We start from the raw sequence: 15,842 nt of genomic DNA on the forward strand, positions 1-15,842 counted from the left end.
CCTGCGGCAACTGGGCGCCAGCCAGGTGATCGAGCGTGCCGAGCTGTCGCAGCCGGGACGACCACTGGCCAAGGAGCGCTGGGTGGCGGCCATCGATTCGGTGGGCAGCCATACCCTGGCCAACGTCTGCGCCGGTACCGCCGCCGATGGCCTGGTGGCCGCCTGCGGGTTGGCCCAGGGCATGGACTTTCCGGCCTCGGTGGCACCTTTCATCCTGCGTGGGGTCAGCCTGCTGGGCATCAACAGCGTGACCCGGCCCTACCAGGAACGGGTCCATGCCTGGCAGCGGTTGGCCACCGAGGTCGACCTTGAGCACCTGGAACTGATCACCCGCGAAGTGGCGCTGGGCGAGGCCATCGAGGTTGCCCATGAGCTGCTCGCTGGCACGATCCGTGGACGGGTCGTGGTCGATGTGAACCGCTGATCCCTCGCTGGCCGCGTGTGCCCACGGTAGATCCGAGTGGAACACCCGGCCGGCAAATTCCCCGGGTCCTTTCGCGGCTCTTTCGCATTCCTGATTCGAGGTTGCCCGCTCCATGTCCATTACCCCCAGCGACCGCTCTGGCAGGTGTACCTGATCTTCCTGCTGCCCATGGTGCTGTCGAATTTTTTGCAGTCTTTCTCCGGCACCCTCAACGGGATCTACATCGGTCAGTTGCTGGGGACCCAGGCCCTGGCGGCGGTGTCGGGCATGTTCCCCATCCTGTTTTTCTTCATCGCCCTGGTGATCGGCCTGGGGGCCGGGGCCTCGGTGCTGATCGGCCAGGCCTGGGGCGCCCGGGAGCTGGATGCGGTCAAGTCGGTGGCCGGCAGCACCCTGTTGCTCGGGGCCATGATCGGCCTGGTGGGGGCGCTGCCGGGCATGCTCTTCGCCCGGCCGGCGCTGCAGGGCCTGGGCACCCCGGCGGACGTGCTGGATGACGCGGTGGGTTATGCCCGGGTGATGATGCTGATCTTGCCGTTGCTGCTGGTCTTCGTGCTCTTCACCCAGTTGCTGCGGGGCGTCAGCGATACCCTGTCGCCGTTGCTGGCGCTGATCGTCTCGACCCTGGTGGGCCTGCTCCTGACCCCGGCGCTGATCCAAGGCTGGCTGGGCTTGCCGCCCCTGGGGATCCAGAGTGCGGCCTTCGCCGGGCTGGCCAGTAACCTCAGCGCCATGGGCTTTCTGGTCTGGCGCTTGCGGGGCCAGCCTCATCCGCTGGCTTTCGACCGGGCACTGTTCGCGGCGTTGCGGCTGGACCGGGCGATCCTGGCCAAGGTGCTGCGCATCGGCCTGCCCACCGGGGTGCAGATGGTGGTGATCTCGTTGTCGGAGCTGGTGATCCTGGCGCTGGTCAACCACCACGGTTCCCAGGCCACCGCGGCCTATGGCGCGGTGACCCAGATCGTCAATTATGTGCAGTTCCCGGCGCTGTCGATCGCCATCACCGCCTCGATCCTCGGGGCCCAGGCCATCGGCGCCGGGCGCCTGGAGCGCATCGCCCCGATCCTGCGCACCGGGCTGCTGATCAACCTGTGCCTGACCGGCGCCCTGGTGCTGCTGGGCTACCTGGTTTCCCACTGGCTACTGGGGGTGTTCATCATCGACCCGACGGCCCTGGCCCAGGCCGGGCACCTGTTGCACATCATGCTCTGGAGCCTGCTGGTGTTCGGCTTCCAGGCGGTGGTCGGCGGCATCATGCGCGCCAGCGGCACGGTGCTGATGCCGGTGGCGATCTCGATCTTCTGCATCCTCGGCGTGCAGTTGCCGGCGGCCTACCTGCTGGATGCGCAGTTCGGCCTGCAAGGGGTGTGGATGGCGTTCCCGGTGGCCTACCTGGCGATGCTGGTACTGCAGGTCAGCTACTTCAAGCTGGTTTGGCGCCACAAGCAGATCCAGCGCCTGATCTGAGCCCCGGCTTCAGCCGTTCCCGGGCTGGCGTCGGTCCCGCCAGCCACAGACCACCAGGTACAGCAGCGGGCCGATGGAGACGAACACGGCGGTGAGCAGCAGGTAGGGCCATACCGAACTCGCCGATCGTCCACGGGCGCGGGCATCGCGCAGCATCCACAGTCCGGCCAGGATGGCCATCAGGTACAGGTCGATCACCACTTGCGCGGTGTCCGGGCGCGACATCAGCTGCAGGCCGAACTGCAGCAGCGATTGCTCGGCCTGCAGCAGGGTGAACAGGGTGTAGCCGCTGAAAGCCAGCAAGGCCAGGAGCGCGGGGTAGGGGCGGGGCATGGGTGTTCCTCGATCAGGGGCGGTGGGCATTGGCGAATCGCGGATGCCGGGTTCGCCAGTCCAGCAGCAGGTAGCCCAGGCCGGCACCCGCGCAGGCATGGATCAGTCCCTGGGACAGCAGCGAATCGAACAGGTACAGCGGGTGCTCTTGCAGGCGGTAATGCAGCCCGGCATGGATCACCGCGAACCCGGCCAGGGCCCGCCGGGTACTGTGCCGCAGGCTATCCCGGGGGTGTCCGGCCAGGGCCATCAAGGCGACGCCCAGGGGCACGTGCAAGGCGATGAACAACTGCTGGGCCAGCGCCGGTTCGAGGTCGCGCAGGCCATAGAGCAGGCGCCATTCGGCCCGGGCCACGGCGTCCAGTTCATGGCCGGCGAACAGCGCGACACAGAGCATCCAGAAGGTGGTTTGCACGGTAAAACTCCTTGAACAATGTCAGGCCAACAGGCTAAGTGGCGAGCGCTGCGCCACTCAATGACCCCGCAGGTCATAGACAGCCGCGCAGCGATGCGTTGTGCTAGAGCCCATGCCCCTCTCTTCAAGGACCGAACCACCATGAGCACCCACCAGCCGAACCCAGCAGCCGGCGCTGGCCGATCGATTCGCCTGGCCGACCCCGCGGATGTGCCGGCCATGCTCGCGTGCGATCCCTACGCCCGCCAGCATCCGGCCCGGGGGCGGCAGGTCGACGAGGCCGTCGCCCGGGGCGAGGGCTGGGTCGAGGTGGCGCACGGGCAAGTCGTCGGCTATCTGCTGCTCAACCATGAGTTCTTCGAATACGGCTTCGTCGCGCTGGTGGTGGTGGCCCCCTGGCAGCAACGCCAGGGGGTGGCGCTGCGCTTGCTCATGGCCGCCGAGCAGGCGTGTCGTACCCCACGGCTGTTCATCTCTTGCAACCAGTCGAACCAGGCCTCCCAGGCCATGATCGCCAAGGCCGGGTTCCTCCCCAGCGGGGTGATCGAAAACCTCGACGAGCAGGATCCGGAACTGATCTTCTGCAAGACCCTGCGTTGAGCGCGCAGACGTAAAGGATGGCCGTCTCCATGACCGATACCCTCGAGCATTCCCGCGTCGACCGGCAGGCCGTAGGCATGCAGTTGCGCCGGCTGCGCCATCAGGCGCGCCTGAGCCAGCTGGACCTGGCCTTGCAGGCCGGCTTGTCGCAACGGCACCTGAGCTGCGTCGAGACCGGTCGGGCACAACCCAGCCCGGCCTTGTTGCAGCGCCTTCTGGATACCCTGGAAACGCCCCTGGAAGTGCGCAACCGGGTTTTTCTCGCCGCCGGGTACGCGCCGCGTTACGCCGCGCTGCCACTGAGCGATCCGGGGTTGGCCCCGGTGCGCACGGCGTTGCTGCATTTGCTGGAAGCCAACAACCCGGCGCCGGCGATCGTCATCGACAGCGGCTGGCAAGTGCTGGTGGCCAATCGGGCGACCCAGGCGTTGTTCCAGTTGCTGGGCCTGCCCCGGCAAGCGCTGGGCGAAGGCTTCAACCTGCTGGTGACGCTGTTGGCGCCCGCAGGCTTGGGGGATTGCCTGATCAATGCCGAGCAGATCCGCCAGGTGGCCTGGCAGCGGGCATCCCGGGAGGCCGGCGAGGCTCCCGGCTTGGCGGCGCTACTGGCGACCCTGCCGGTGCCTTTGGCGGTGGATGCGGCCGAAGTGTCGGCGCCGCTGCTGCTGACTCGGGTCCGTGGGCCCCAGGGCGAACTGCGGTTCCTGTCCACCTTCACCACCTTCGGCATGCCCCAGGACATCACGGTCGCCTCGCTGCGCATCGAACACCTGATCCCGGCCGACGAAGCCACCTGGCAGGCCCTGGGCGAGGCTTGCGCGCAGCTGGCGGAACCTTAGAGCGCCAGTGTTCTGGCCCAGGCCCGAAGTGCCCACGGCCCAGGACCAGGGCGTTCTGCCAGCCAAGGCCAGGGTGGGACGGGGTCGTTGCCGCGATGAACAGCAGCAGATGCCGCGTAGCGACGGCCTGGATGGCCTGCTTGTCCGTTGCGCGCCAAATCGGGGCCAGTGGCCAGCCCCATGGGCTTCAGCCGTGGCGCCGGCGCAGCCAGCGTCGGAGCAGCCAGGCGTACACCGACAGGTTGATCAGCAGCACCACGCCGCCGAGTCCCACCTGGATACCCGGGGTCAACCCCGCGGGGTAGATCAGCGGGATCAGGTAGTGCTCGATGAACCCGGCCTCATAACCTTGCTGGCCGGCAGCATGGCGCAGCAGGTTCTCCCAGCGGGTCAGCGGGCATTCCAGGTGCCCCACTTCCACGGCCACGCCCCAGGCCGCCGCCGGCAGGTGCAGCAGCATCAGCCGAGGGTGACGGAGCACCAGCAGGCCGCCCAGCAGTACGAAGAGGATGAAGGACAGGTGGAACAGCACCAGGCTGTCGGCGGCGATGCGGTAGAGCATGAAGAGTCCTTGTGGGGAGAGCGTCCGTGGCGGGGGCGCCGGCGGGCAATATACCGGTGTTGCGCTACCTATACTGCAAAAAGGTCGGGAGACCGGGCCCGACGCTGCGTTGCCAGGAGGTACCCATCTTGTGCTCTCCGACAGGACTCTGTGCGTACGCAAGATCAGTGGGCATCGGCCTCGCGCTGCTGATCCTGGCCGGTTGCGCCAGCCGCGTGCCCGAGCCGACGGTGCAACCCGCGGTGGCCCCGGCCGTCTGGCTCCAGGTCGACAGTGAGCTGCTGGCGGCTTCGCGTTCCGCCACCGAACAGGCCGAAGTCTACGCCCGGGGTTCCATGGAGCATTGGCGGACCCGGGTCTACCAGCAGACCGACGAAAACTTCCTGCCCTGGTTCAGCGGCTACTGGACCCAGGAATGGCTGTCGCTGAAGGTTGGCTGGTATTCGCTCAACAGCCGGGGCGACAGCGAGCAGGCTTCCAGGCGCCTGGCCGGTTACTTGCAGCAGCAATACCAGGAGCGAGTCCTGGAACCGGTGGCGCTGGAGATCGATGCCGGCCAGATCACCGCCCAAGCCATGGAATTCTACGTGCAGTTGCTGCGCCAGCAGGTGGCGGTGACCAGCCGCCGCCACCAGTTGCCCGCACCGCAGCTGGACCAGCATCTGGAGCGGGTCACGGCCATCGACCTGGGCCCCGAGCCTGGCCAGCGAGCCACCCTTCGGCAGTTGCTGCAAGTGGAGCCCATCGCCCGCTTGCCGGTCTATGGCGCGCTGTTGCACAAGCTCCAGCCGCCGGCGCAGGCCGAGCCGGCCAGCACGGCATCGGGCGTGCCCCGGGTGGCCGTGCAGACCAGCGAAAAACTCCAGGCCCAGTTTGCCGGGCGAGGCGTGGCCGGAGCCGTGGCAGCGGCCGTGGGGCGGGTGGCGGGAGCGCTGATTTCGGTGGGGGTAGCCGGAGTTCGGGCGCTGGTGCAGGACAATGCGCGCCCGGACCTGCAGGCCGAGACCCGTCGTGATTTGGGAACCGCGTTCGACCAGGCCTGGCTCAAGCACCTGCACGATCCTGAGCACGGGGTCATGGCGGGGGTGTATTACCTGGGGCGGCAAATCGAAGGCCAGTTGCCGCCGCTGGAGCCCAATGGCAGTGCTGCCCAGCCGTGACAGGGCGTTCGTCAGCGCGGATCGAATGCCTCCATCAGGGCGGCGAGGGTCAGGTCGCAAACCTCACGAGCCTGCTGCAGGACCTGCTGTTTCCACTGCGTACGGTTGTCATAGAACGCGTCGCGCATCTGGCGCTTGATCTGTTCGTGGCGCGTGCGCGAGGCCTGGGGGTTGCATTCCAGCCATTGCTCGGCGCGCAAGGCGTTGAGCACCTGAGGGCCGGGCAGGGTGCCATATTCCAGGGTCAAGCCGTTGTATTGCGCCTGGGGGCATTCTTGCATCACGGCCAGGTCCAGGGTGCCGTCGAGCTGGGCGGACGTGGAGCTGCCATCGAAGCTGTTGGTCACCTGCGGGCCCCACCAGTCTTGTGCCCGTTGCAGGTCGGCGGCGCTGGCACGGCCCTTGTAGATGCGTTCGCCTACACCATTGGGGCCAAGGCCGGTATGGATGTCGATCCAGCCGATGCGTCGACACCGTTGGGCGTGCTGGCGCAGGATCTGGCGGATTTTCAGGTTGCTCCAGGTGGGTTCCAGGCCGCTGAAGAACAGGCCATCGGGATGGCTATGCTGGCCACGGGTGATGGCTTGCTGCAGGGCCTGGCGGCCATGGCGTGCGGCGAACAGCATCAGCCGGGCACTCTGACCGATGCCAGCCGGCCAGGCTCGGGGCAGCAGCAGGTGGTCGATGGCACGGTAGCCGGGGTTATCCGGCAGGGGACGGCTGAAATCGAGGAAGTTGCGGTTCAGGTCGACGTTTTCATGGGTCGTCCGGCGTATCCAGGAAAAACCATAGGGGTTCAGTCCATGCAGGTACAGCACCGCGAGGCTTGGCGCCTCGGTACAGCGGACCCATCGCTCGTCGCCCAGCAGATCGATCTGGATCGCCGAGCCACAAAACCCCTCGACTCCATGGCAGCCGCTGCTGATCACCATCAGGTTGCGCGCGTCGCTGGGGCCGGCACGACAGACATCGATGGCCAGGACTTCTTGATCACGGCCCTTGAGTGGATGGATGTGGGATTGCACTGGCAAGCCACGTTGCTCGCAGGCCCGGAGAAACTTGTCCCGGGCCTCGGCGTAGCTGTCGGAGAAGCTCGCAAGATTCATGGAAAGGCTTCCTGATGGGGATACCCAATCGCGAGGCACGTCGTTATCCGACGTGCCACGGGTGCTGGTAGTCCCAGGGAGAATGAAGAGGGGGACCGCCAGGCGGTCGATCAGGCGTAGTCAGGCTGCTTGAACCGGTGCCGGATTTGGCAGGGTGTCGTGGCCCCGGGCCAGGAGGCGTTCGCGAGTAACGCCTGGGGTGATGACCCAGAGCCCCAGCAAGGCACAGGCCAGGGCTGTCAGGCCGATACCGTTGAGCGCGGTTTCAAAGCCTTGGGCGATGTCGTTATCGAACAGCACCACCAGCTTGCCTACGAGCCAGGGCGCGAGCATGCCGGACATGGTCATGCAGCCCACATGGATCGCCAGCATGGCGCCACGCTGGCGGGTTGGGGAGATATACGAAGTGATGGTCATGCCGAACGCAAAGACGCTGTTGAGCAGTACCGCGCCGGCGACATACAGCAGCAGCTTTGCTTCCAGGGCATTGAATAGCGAACCCAGGGTACTCAAGGCCAGGCCGCCGAACATGCAACACAGCATCGGTAGCAGCACCAAGCCGTGCTGCACGCTGACTCCGCGCTTGAGCAGCCACTGCGACAGGCCGGATACCAGCAGGTTGAGCAGGATGATGCCGAAGGTGGCGGCGAACATGACATAGCCGGTTTGCATCGGGTCGAGTCCCAGGCCTTTTTGCAAGTACACCGCCGACCAACTGAAGGAAAGAGCGTTGGGCAGGTAGGCCACAAAGCACATCAGCGAGATCCATACAAAGGTGCGATTGAGCAGCAAGTGCCGGTAGGAGACTGTCGGCTCGCCAGGTTGCATCTGCTCCGGTCGTTCGTCATGTCGCCCTTCGGCCCCGTAGTACAACCACGCCAACACCCAGCCCAGGCTCAACAACGCCAGGCCCAGGTACGCCGAGCGCCAACCGTAGTGGCTGATGGCGTAGGGCAGGGCGAGTGCGCCCAAGAGCCCGCCGAGCATGATCGATACTTGGATCAGCGAGGCCGGCAGGACCTGTTCCCGAGTACCGAACCATTTGAACGCCGCGTGCTGGGTCACCGCGGTGCCCGGGCCGCAACCCGCGCCGAGCAGCAAACGGCTGGCGGTCAGGGCCGCGAGGCTGCCAGCGAAGGTCACCAGCAGCTGGGCACTGGTCCATACCAGCGCCATGAACGTGAGGATCCAGCGAGTCGGATAGCGGTTGGCGAGAAAACCTACGGCGATCCCTGATATCGAGTAGAGAAAAAAGAAGGCGCTGCCGACAAAGCCGAATTGCTCTGGTGTCAGTTGCAACTCTTCGATGATCTGTACGCCGGCGAAGGCGAAGATGGTCTTGTCCAGCACACTGATGACCATCACCGCCATCAGCAGCGCCATGATCAGGGCCCGGGGTCTTGCGGTAGCTATCGACATGGAGCGAATAACCCTTGGTTGTTGTTATCGGGGGCATTGCAAGGCGGTTTCCACCAGTCGTGCCCAGAGGCTGGCGCCATAGGGCAGTGCCGCGTCGTTGAAGTCGTAGTTTGGGTTGTGCACCGTGCAGCCGTGGGCGCCCTCGGTGCCGTTGCCCATGACGATGTAGCATCCCGGGCGTTGTTCCAGCATCGAGGCGAAATCCTCACTGCCCAGAAAGCCGGAGGGAATGTCGGTCAGCAGGCTTGCGGGGCCCAGCAGGTCATGGACTACCTGTTGCAACAAGGCGGTTTGCGGGGCGCTATTGAGCAGGACCCCGATACGCTCGTCGTACTGGTAGTCCAGTTCCAGGGCATGAGCGGCTGTAACGCCGTGGGTCACTTCGCCTATGCGTTGCTTGAGCAGGGCGCGGACCTTGGGGTCGGTGGTGCGCACGCTCAGCTCCAGGGTCGCATGGTCGGGGATGACGTTGGCGACCTGGCCGGCATGTAGCGAGCCGACGGTGATGACCGCCACTGCGCCGGCCGGCACGTTGCGCGCGACGATCGATTGCAGGGCCAGGACCAGTTCGGCCGCGGCCACCACCGGGTCGCGGGCCTTGTGTGGCATGGCGCCATGGCCGCCGATGCCCTTGAGACGAATATGCACGTTGTCCGAGGAGGCACCCATGGCTCCGGGTCGGGTCAGGAATGCCCCCACCGGCAAGCCCGGCATGTTGTGCAGGGCGTATACCGCGTCACAGGGAAAGCGTTGGAACAATCCGTCCTCGATCATGCGCCGGGCCCCGTCGAGGGTCTCCTCGGCGGGCTGGAAGATCAGGTTGACCGTGCCCAGGAAGCGGCGGGTCTGGGCCAGGTAGCGGGCGGCGCAGAGCAGGATGGCCGTGTGGCCGTCATGGCCACAGGCATGCATGGTTCCCGGCTGCCTGCTTTGCCAGGGCATGCCACTGGTTTCGTTGATCGGCAGTGCGTCCATGTCGGCACGGATTCCCAGGCTGCGAGGACTGCCGCCATTGCGCAGCACACCGACCACACCGGTGCCGCCGACGCCACGATGCACCTCGATGCCCCATTGCTCCAGGCATTGGGCGACCCGCTCGCTGGTGCGGTGCTCGGCAAATCCCAGCTCGGGGTGCTGGTGGAACTCCTGGCGCAGCCGGACGAATTCGTCCTGCCAGGCGAGAATCTGCGGAATCAGGGACGGGCAGGGTGCAGTCATGAAATGCATACCGGATGACGGGTGGAGGCCGGCAGCATGGCCCAGCGTCACAGCGCTGAATAATCACCTCTGTGCATGCTTATCGGCTGTGGTTATCAAGGGCTGCTGGGCGAGTGGTTCAGGCAAATGTCGGGATGCGGTTCGGCGGTGGGGCCACGGGGCCCTTGTAGACATAGATCAACTCATCGGCCAGGGCCTTGGCTTCGCGGGTCATCAACTCCGGATCGCGGCATACCAGGGAAATGTTCATGGGCGGTACAGGTTCGGCAATCTGCAGGATTTCCAGCTTCTGCATCAACATGGGGGCGCTTTCCAGCAGCCGCTGCGACCAGTAGCTGACCGCATCGCTGGTGATGGCCAGTTCCGCGAGCAAGACCACCGAAGCACATTCGATGACTTTCTCCGGCGGCTGGATGCCATGCTCCTTGAACATGACCCCGGCCATGGATTGCTCCAGGGAGTCCTGTAGCAGCCATTCCTGATCTCGCAGTTCGCTCAGGTGCCGGGCATGACTCAGGGGATGGCCCTTGCGTACGGCCAGCATCGTCGACTGGGCATAGAGTTCTTCCCAATGGAACCCATCGGCATTGCGTGCGGCAGGCAGGGAGGTGAGCACCATGTCCAGCATGCCTTCGCGCAGGCCTTCCATGAGCTTGGAGGGCCGCAGTTCATGAATCTGTACCTGGACCTTGGGGTAGCGCTGGCGGTAGCGATTGAGGCTGCTGACGAACTGTGGGCTGGGAGTGACTGGCGAGACGCCGATGGACAGCCGGCCGTCCATGCGCCCTTTGAGGGTATCGATTTCCTCGGCGGCCCGGCGTACCTCCTCCAGGATCAAGCGTGCCCGGCGCACCAGGCGTTCACCGTATTCGGTAGCGGTGATGCCACGATTGGAGCGCAGTAACAGCGGTACGCCCAGTTCCGCTTCCAGCTCCTTGATGCTTTTGGACAGCGCGGGTTGCGAGATGTGCAGCAGGCGCGAGGCCTCCTGAATGCTGCCGCTTTCGCAGATAGAGACCAGGGCGCGCAACTGATGCAGCTTCATGGCGAGATTCCGGCGAGGGATGGGAGCTTGAATCTAAGCCATAAACCCTGTCATGGGGGATGGGAGAGTAGCCAATCTCCGTGGCCGCTGATGAGTTTGCGAGGCTGCGCCTGGTTGCGCAGCAGTCGCAAACCCGGGGCTGGCGCCCGCTGCGCGGTCGTGCGCAGCCTGCGGCAGCGGCTACACGGAGCGATCTTGCGAGGCAGCGTTCGGTTGCCAGGCAACCGCAAGGCCGGGCGGCAGGGTGTCAACGAATGCCCGTGGCGCGTAAGGCCGATGGCGTGAACTCCTTGCGACTGAAGGGCAGGTTGAACTGGTAGCTGTTCTTTTCCTCGTTGCGCAGGGAGTTCACGGCATAGCGTCCGGAGAGCACGTCATAGTGGGCTTCGGCGGCGAAGGACGGCACCTTGACGTCGTAGAAGAAGCTGGCATGCCCTTCGGCCACGCGCCACAGGGCGCCTCGGCCGTCGTAGGCGTCGGTGATCGCTGCTTGCCAGCTGTCTTCGTCGATATAGATATCGCGCCGGGAGTAGACATGGCGCTGGCCCGGCTTGAGGGTCGCCTGCAGGTGCCAGACTCGGTGCAGTTCATAGCGGGTGTGCTCGGGGTTCAGGTGGCCGGCCTGGATGATGTCGCTGTACCTGAGCCTGGGAGACTCCAGGCGATAGCTGTTGTAGGGAATGTACATCTCCTGCTTGCCTACCAGCTTCCAGTCGAAGCGGTCCGGCGCACCATTGAACAGGTCGAAATCGTCGAGTGTGCGCATGCCCTCGGCAGCCGGGCTGTCGTAGGCGATCTGCGGCGCACGGCGTACTCGGCGTTGGCCGGCGTTGTACTGCCAGGCCATGCGTGGCTCCTTGACCTGGTTGACGGTTTCGTGGACCAGCAGCACCCCACCGGCCAGTCGTGCCGGAGAGAGGAACTCTTCGCGGTAGTAGTTGAGTATGTTGGCCATCTCGGCGGGCTGATAATCCGTCAGGCCGCTGGGGTAGGCCAACTCCTGCTTGACCACGCTGGGGGTGAAGCTGCCGTTGGCCTGGGGCGAAGCCTGCATGACGATGCGCTTGAGGCTTTCCCCGCGGTAGCGGCCGATGTGGTTCCAGATCACCTCCAGGCCATCCTTGGGAATCGGGAAGGGCACCGCGCCCGGGCTGTAGTTCTCCAGGCCGTTGCCACCCTCGACCAGGGTGGTATGCATGGCGTTGAGCCGGGTGGCCTCGAGGCTTTTCTGCGGCAGGCTGACGCTGCGGTGGCTGGGGTAGACCGGCATCCGGTAGGTCTGTGGGTAGCGCTTGAACAGGGCCAGTTGGCCGGGGCTGAGCTTGGTTCTGTACTGCTCCAGGTTCTGGGCCGTGATGGTGAACAGCGGCTTTTCCTTCTCGTACGGGTCTTTAAGGAAGCCGTCGGCGTCCATCTTGCCGGTGCTGGCGGACAGTCCGCCGGTCCAGGCCGGAATACTGCCATCGGCATTGCCGGCGCGCTCGGCTCCTACAGGCGTCAGGTCATGGCCCAGGCGTGCGGCCTGGTCGTTGGGTACCGCGGCCATTACCGAGCCCGTTAACAGGCTCAGAATCAGGCCGCCAATCTGCAACAGTCGTGGATGTTCCATGGTTAACCTCTTGAAGGCAGGGCCTAGAAACTCACACCCAGGCTCAGGGCGAGAAAATCTCGGTCGGTATTGGTGTTGTAGTCGCCGCCAAAAAAATCGGTGTAGCTCAGGCTGGCTGTGTACTTGGACATGAAGTCGGCATCCAGGCCGATGCTCAGGGCCTTGCTGCCCTCGTTGAAGGTCGGGCCGTAGCCCTCGACATCATGGGCGAACGACAGGTTGGGCTTGAGGTTGGCCCCGGCGATGGCGTCGTTGAACTCCAGTACCGCGCGCAGGCGATAGCCCCAGGAACTACGCGTGTAAAAACCCTTGTCGGTACACTGGCGCGGATTGGCCGAATTCAGAGCGCGACAAATGTCATTGCCAGAGACCCCGAGCCATGCAGCATTGCCAGCGTTGGCCAGTTCGCCATTGCCGTAGGCACTGTTGCGACCCAAGCGCAGGCCTGAGCCATCGCTGCCGTCCAAGCCGCCGATGTGGGCGATGCCGGCTTCGCCCACCAGGGTCAGGCGATCACCCCCCAATACCTGGTCGAAGGTCTGGACCGCGGTGAGCTGTGCCTGGGTATAGGGCAGGCGCTTGTAGCCTTGGATTCGCGAGCCGTAGGCCGAGCTGGCCCAACCGCTGTCGAAGACCGGCAGGCCGGCATTGATCGCCGGGTGGACCGCGGCGGCTCCGAGGGTGGCCGCTGTGGACACGTCGGTACTGTTGAGGGACATGGGCATGTTCGGTCTGTAGCTGATTTCGCCGGATACCGCGGTGCTGCCCAGGTTGGTGGCAAAGCTCAGGCCATACAGGCGGATGTCTTCGGGGTATTCCAGGTAATAGCGCGCGGTGCTGGCGCCGCCTTGGCCGATGAGCCCGCCGACCGGGTCGAGAAAGGCTCCCTTGCCTACCAGCCAGGCGCTTTCCGGGGTGCGGCTGTGGTAGTTGAGGGCATAGACGCCGAACTCGGTCTCGTTGAGCTCCGGCACTGTCCAGCGCAAGGCCACGCCGAACTGGCCACCGTCCCGTGCATCGCGGTCGCCCAGGCGCGGTACGTAACCGTAGCTGGGAGCGGTGCGCTCCAGGTCCGTGCCGTTGAGGGTCATGCCCAGGTCGCAACCCTTGGCCACCACGTCGCTGCCGAAGTAGGTACCACAGTTGTCCAGCACGGTCTTCTGCCAGCTCAACTGGTAGAAGGCCTCCATCGCCAGGTTGTCGCTCAGGCCCTGGTTGATGTAGAGCATGTTGACCGGAATCAGGCCTTCCTTGAGTTCAGAGCCAGGACGGCGCAGGGCGGCGACATCAGCAGGGTTGATGGCGTTGATTGAGTTGCCGATGAAGGTGCTTTCGCCCCAACTCACCACCTGCTTGCCGACCCGGATACTGCCCGGCAGGTCGGCGATGCTGTAGTGGTGATAGAGAAAGGCATCGAGAAACTCTGCTCCCGAGGCTCGGGCGGCACGGTCTCGACCGTGGTCATCGATATCGTAGAGGTGCTGGTGCTCGTCCTTGAGTTCGAAGTCGTACCAGTACTTGCCTCGGACAAAGACTCCGCTGTCGCCGTAGCTCAACTCCAGGTCGTGGATGCCCTTGAAGATCTTCGAGAAGGTTTCGCCCTTGCGAAAGTTCAGGCGCCCATCGTCACCGGTACGGGTGGACGCGCTGCCACCGTTGGCTACGCCGATGAATGCCTTGTCGGCATCGCGCAGGCCCCAGCTGGCACCGATCGACAGGGATGAGTCGAGGCGACCACTGATTTCCCCCAGCCGGAAATCTTCGGCCTGGGCCGGCAGGACCAGGGCCAGGGCAACGGCAACGGTCAGGTGACGGGGATTTAAATGATGAGGTTCCAGAGGCTGGGGATACATGGTCCCCGGTTTTCTTATTTGCACCATGCTGCTCTCCACCTATGCGGCCGGTACCTGCGAGCATTGTCGCGGGAGACCGGTCGTGGTCCTTGAGGGCCCCGCTGAACGGGGTCCGTGGCATGGTAGGGAGCTTTCGGCGTCCTGCCTTCTAGGAAATTCTTATGCCTATAGCCAAAGGTGAAGCACCAGCCGGCGGCAAGGGGGCGCCAGGCTTGATACCCGTCAGTTAAGCGAGGCGATCTCCCTGTAGGAGCGAGGCTGGCCCGCGATGGAGTTGAGAGCGCTGCGTGTATCCAGTCAACACGCGCTACCGTTAACGACCATCGCGAGCAAGCTTCGCTCCTACCGTTTCCTTAATTGATCGGCATTAGCCGCCAGGCGGGTCGTGTGGCGAGGGAGCAGGCTCCCTCGCCACAGAGGGTTCAGCTCACCACGCGATAGCAGGGCACGTAGGCGGCGCCGCCGGGCAACTTCATGCGGTGCTGCTCGACGAAGGCTTTGAGCAGTTGGTCCAGCGGCTGCATGATCGTCGGGTCGCCATGGATGCTGTAGGGGCCTTTCTGCTCGATCAGGCGGATGCCCTGGTCCTTGACGTTGCCGGCGACGATGCCGGAGAACGCCCGGCGCAGGTTGGCCGCCAGTTCGTGGGGAGGCAAGGCATGGCTGAGCTGCAGGTTGGCCATGTTCTCGTGGGTCGGGTCGAAGGGATGCTGGAAGCCTTCGTCGATCTTCAGCAGCCAGTTGAAATGGAAGGCGTCGTTGCGCTCGCGACGGAACTGCTTGACGGTCTTCAGGCCCTCGGTCATCTGCCGCGCCACTTCGGCCGGGTTGTCGATGATGACCTGGTAGTGCTGGCTGGCCGCCTCGCCCAGGGTCGCCAGGACGAACGCATTGAGTTGCTCCAGGTACGGCGCGGCGCTCTTGGGGCCGGTGAGGATCACCGGGAACGGCAGGTCGCGGTTGTCCGGGTGCATCAGGATGCCCAGCAGGTACAGGAACTCTTCGGCGGTGCCGGCGCCACCGGGGAAGATGATGATGCCGTGGCCGACTCGGACGAAGGCTTCCAGGCGCTTCTCGATGTCCGGCAGGATCACCAGTTCATTGACGATGGGGTTCGGCGCCTCGGCGGCGATGATGCCCGGCTCGGTCAGGCCCAGGTAGCGGCTGCCGCTCATGCGCTGCTTGGCGTGGGCGATGGTGGCGCCCTTCATGGGGCCCTTCATCACGCCGGGGCCGCAACCGGTGCAGATGTCCAGCTTGCGCAGGCCCAGCTCGTGGCCGACTTTCTTGGTGTACTTGTATTCGTCGGTGTTGATCGAATGGCCGCCCCAGCACACCACCATCTTCGGCTCCACGCCGGGGCGCAGGGTGCGGGCATTGCGCAGCAGGTGGAAGACGTAGTCGGTGATGCCCTGGGAGCTGTCCAGGTCGATGCGCTGGCTGTCCAGCTCATTGGCGGTGTAGACGATGTCGCGCAGGGCGCTGAACAGCATTTCCCGGGTGCTGGCGATCATCTCGCCATCGACGAAGGCATCGGCTGGGGCGTTCAGCAGCTCCAGGCGCACGCCGCGATCCTGCTGGTGAATGCGTACTTCGAAATCGTGGTAGGCGTCGAGGATGGTCTTGGCGTTGTCGACGTGGGCGCCGGTATTGAGGATGGCCAGGGCGCACTGGCGGAACAGCGTGTAGATGCTGCCGGAACTGGCGGCGCTCAGTTGTTGCACTTCACGTTGCGAGAGGGTCTCCAGGCTGCCTTTCGGGCTGACCGAAGCATTGATCACATGTCTTTGCG

General features: G+C 64.9%; 14 protein-coding genes and 1 pseudogene. 5 read left to right on the forward strand and 10 right to left on the reverse strand.

The features are described from left to right. Both ACK6AU_RS28285 and ACK6AU_RS28290 read left to right on the forward strand, forming a co-directional pair. Nucleotides 1-424: pseudogene (locus tag ACK6AU_RS28285) on the forward strand (oxidoreductase); the annotation flags it as partial. A 168-nt stretch (nucleotides 425-592) separates the two neighbouring features. After that, nucleotides 593-1,891, forward strand: a complete 1,299-nt coding sequence (locus tag ACK6AU_RS28290) for an MATE family efflux transporter (protein WP_409302842.1) — start codon at nucleotides 593-595, stop codon at nucleotides 1,889-1,891. 9 nt (nucleotides 1,892-1,900) lie between these two features. Here the strand turns inward: ACK6AU_RS28290 and ACK6AU_RS28295 are convergent, their stop codons facing one another. Further along, complete coding sequence (locus ACK6AU_RS28295; protein ID WP_185700211.1) at nucleotides 1,901-2,224, reverse strand: DUF2834 domain-containing protein; 324 nt, start codon at nucleotides 2,222-2,224, stop codon at nucleotides 1,901-1,903. Between the two features lie 13 nt (nucleotides 2,225-2,237). Continuing rightward, nucleotides 2,238-2,639 (reverse strand): DUF6713 family protein, encoded by a 402-nt coding sequence (locus tag ACK6AU_RS28300; RefSeq protein ID WP_185700212.1) that lies wholly within the window; start codon nucleotides 2,637-2,639, stop codon nucleotides 2,238-2,240. 141 nt (nucleotides 2,640-2,780) lie between these two features. Between ACK6AU_RS28300 and ACK6AU_RS28305 the strand changes: the two genes are divergently transcribed. Beyond that, nucleotides 2,781-3,239 carry a GNAT family N-acetyltransferase gene (locus ACK6AU_RS28305; RefSeq protein ID WP_185700213.1) on the forward strand — a complete coding sequence of 153 codons (459 nt, stop codon included), beginning with the start codon at nucleotides 2,781-2,783 and terminating at the stop codon, nucleotides 3,237-3,239. Nucleotides 3,240-3,268: 29 nt separating this feature from the next. Then, entirely contained in the window at nucleotides 3,269-4,078 is an 810-nt protein-coding gene (locus ACK6AU_RS28310) for a helix-turn-helix domain-containing protein (RefSeq protein ID WP_409302827.1), read from the forward strand. Nucleotides 4,079-4,265: 187 nt separating this feature from the next. Here the strand turns inward: ACK6AU_RS28310 and ACK6AU_RS28315 are convergent, their stop codons facing one another. Continuing rightward, on the reverse strand, nucleotides 4,266-4,640 hold the full coding sequence (locus ACK6AU_RS28315; RefSeq protein WP_185700215.1) for a DUF2784 domain-containing protein: 375 nt from the start codon (nucleotides 4,638-4,640) through the stop codon (nucleotides 4,266-4,268). A gap of 167 nt (nucleotides 4,641-4,807) precedes the next feature. Here ACK6AU_RS28315 and ACK6AU_RS28320 point away from each other — a divergent pair, with 167 nt between their 5' ends. Then, a complete protein-coding gene (locus tag ACK6AU_RS28320; RefSeq protein ID WP_409302829.1) occupies nucleotides 4,808-5,800 on the forward strand; it encodes a hypothetical protein in 993 nt (330 codons plus the stop codon). 11 nt (nucleotides 5,801-5,811) lie between these two features. On the opposite strand, the gene ACK6AU_RS28325 is transcribed toward ACK6AU_RS28320, so the two are convergent. The 7 genes from ACK6AU_RS28325 to ppnN form a co-directional block, all read right to left on the reverse strand. After that, a complete protein-coding gene (locus ACK6AU_RS28325; protein ID WP_409302831.1) occupies nucleotides 5,812-6,906 on the reverse strand; it encodes a M14 family metallopeptidase in 1,095 nt (364 codons plus the stop codon). Between the two features lie 120 nt (nucleotides 6,907-7,026). Continuing rightward, nucleotides 7,027-8,325 carry an MFS transporter gene (locus ACK6AU_RS28330; RefSeq protein WP_185700218.1) on the reverse strand — a complete coding sequence of 433 codons (1,299 nt, stop codon included), beginning with the start codon at nucleotides 8,323-8,325 and terminating at the stop codon, nucleotides 7,027-7,029. A gap of 24 nt (nucleotides 8,326-8,349) precedes the next feature. Next, entirely contained in the window at nucleotides 8,350-9,543 is a 1,194-nt protein-coding gene (locus ACK6AU_RS28335) for a M20 aminoacylase family protein (RefSeq protein ID WP_409302833.1), read from the reverse strand. Nucleotides 9,544-9,661: 118 nt separating this feature from the next. After that, complete coding sequence (locus ACK6AU_RS28340) at nucleotides 9,662-10,588, reverse strand: LysR family transcriptional regulator (protein WP_185700220.1); 927 nt, start codon at nucleotides 10,586-10,588, stop codon at nucleotides 9,662-9,664. A 247-nt stretch (nucleotides 10,589-10,835) separates the two neighbouring features. Further along, nucleotides 10,836-12,197 carry a DUF1329 domain-containing protein gene (locus ACK6AU_RS28345; protein ID WP_409302836.1) on the reverse strand — a complete coding sequence of 454 codons (1,362 nt, stop codon included), beginning with the start codon at nucleotides 12,195-12,197 and terminating at the stop codon, nucleotides 10,836-10,838. Between the two features lie 23 nt (nucleotides 12,198-12,220). Continuing rightward, on the reverse strand, nucleotides 12,221-14,050 hold the full coding sequence (locus ACK6AU_RS28350) for a DUF1302 domain-containing protein (RefSeq protein ID WP_409302838.1): 1,830 nt from the start codon (nucleotides 14,048-14,050) through the stop codon (nucleotides 12,221-12,223). Between the two features lie 422 nt (nucleotides 14,051-14,472). After that, the coding region (ppnN, locus tag ACK6AU_RS28355) for a nucleotide 5'-monophosphate nucleosidase PpnN (RefSeq protein ID WP_409302840.1) at nucleotides 14,473-15,842 on the reverse strand (1,370 nt) is incomplete at its 5' end.

The organism is Pseudomonas sp. KCJK8993 (assembly GCF_046230915.1).
GTDB classification, from domain to species: domain Bacteria; phylum Pseudomonadota; class Gammaproteobacteria; order Pseudomonadales; family Pseudomonadaceae; genus Aquipseudomonas; species Aquipseudomonas piscis.

Excerpts from the sequence above, each read along its gene's own strand:
- ACK6AU_RS28350 (WP_409302838.1), bottom strand. The coding sequence starts at position 14,050 with ATGTATCCCCAGCCTCTGGAACCTCATCATTTAAATCCCCGTCACCTG.
- ACK6AU_RS28330 (WP_185700218.1), bottom strand. The coding sequence starts at position 8,325 with ATGTCGATAGCTACCGCAAGACCCCGGGCCCTGATCATGGCGCTGCTG.
- ACK6AU_RS28335 (WP_409302833.1), bottom strand. The coding sequence starts at position 9,543 with ATGACTGCACCCTGCCCGTCCCTGATTCCGCAGATTCTCGCCTGGCAG.
- ACK6AU_RS28345 (WP_409302836.1), bottom strand. The coding sequence starts at position 12,197 with ATGGAACATCCACGACTGTTGCAGATTGGCGGCCTGATTCTGAGCCTG.
- ACK6AU_RS28295 (WP_185700211.1), bottom strand. The coding sequence starts at position 2,224 with ATGCCCCGCCCCTACCCCGCGCTCCTGGCCTTGCTGGCTTTCAGCGGC.
- ACK6AU_RS28325 (WP_409302831.1), bottom strand. The coding sequence starts at position 6,906 with ATGAATCTTGCGAGCTTCTCCGACAGCTACGCCGAGGCCCGGGACAAG.
- ACK6AU_RS28310 (WP_409302827.1), top strand. The coding sequence starts at position 3,269 with ATGACCGATACCCTCGAGCATTCCCGCGTCGACCGGCAGGCCGTAGGC.
- ACK6AU_RS28315 (WP_185700215.1), bottom strand. The coding sequence starts at position 4,640 with ATGCTCTACCGCATCGCCGCCGACAGCCTGGTGCTGTTCCACCTGTCC.
- ACK6AU_RS28340 (WP_185700220.1), bottom strand. The coding sequence starts at position 10,588 with ATGAAGCTGCATCAGTTGCGCGCCCTGGTCTCTATCTGCGAAAGCGGC.
- ACK6AU_RS28305 (WP_185700213.1), top strand. The coding sequence starts at position 2,781 with ATGAGCACCCACCAGCCGAACCCAGCAGCCGGCGCTGGCCGATCGATT.
- ACK6AU_RS28290 (WP_409302842.1), top strand. The coding sequence starts at position 593 with ATGGTGCTGTCGAATTTTTTGCAGTCTTTCTCCGGCACCCTCAACGGG.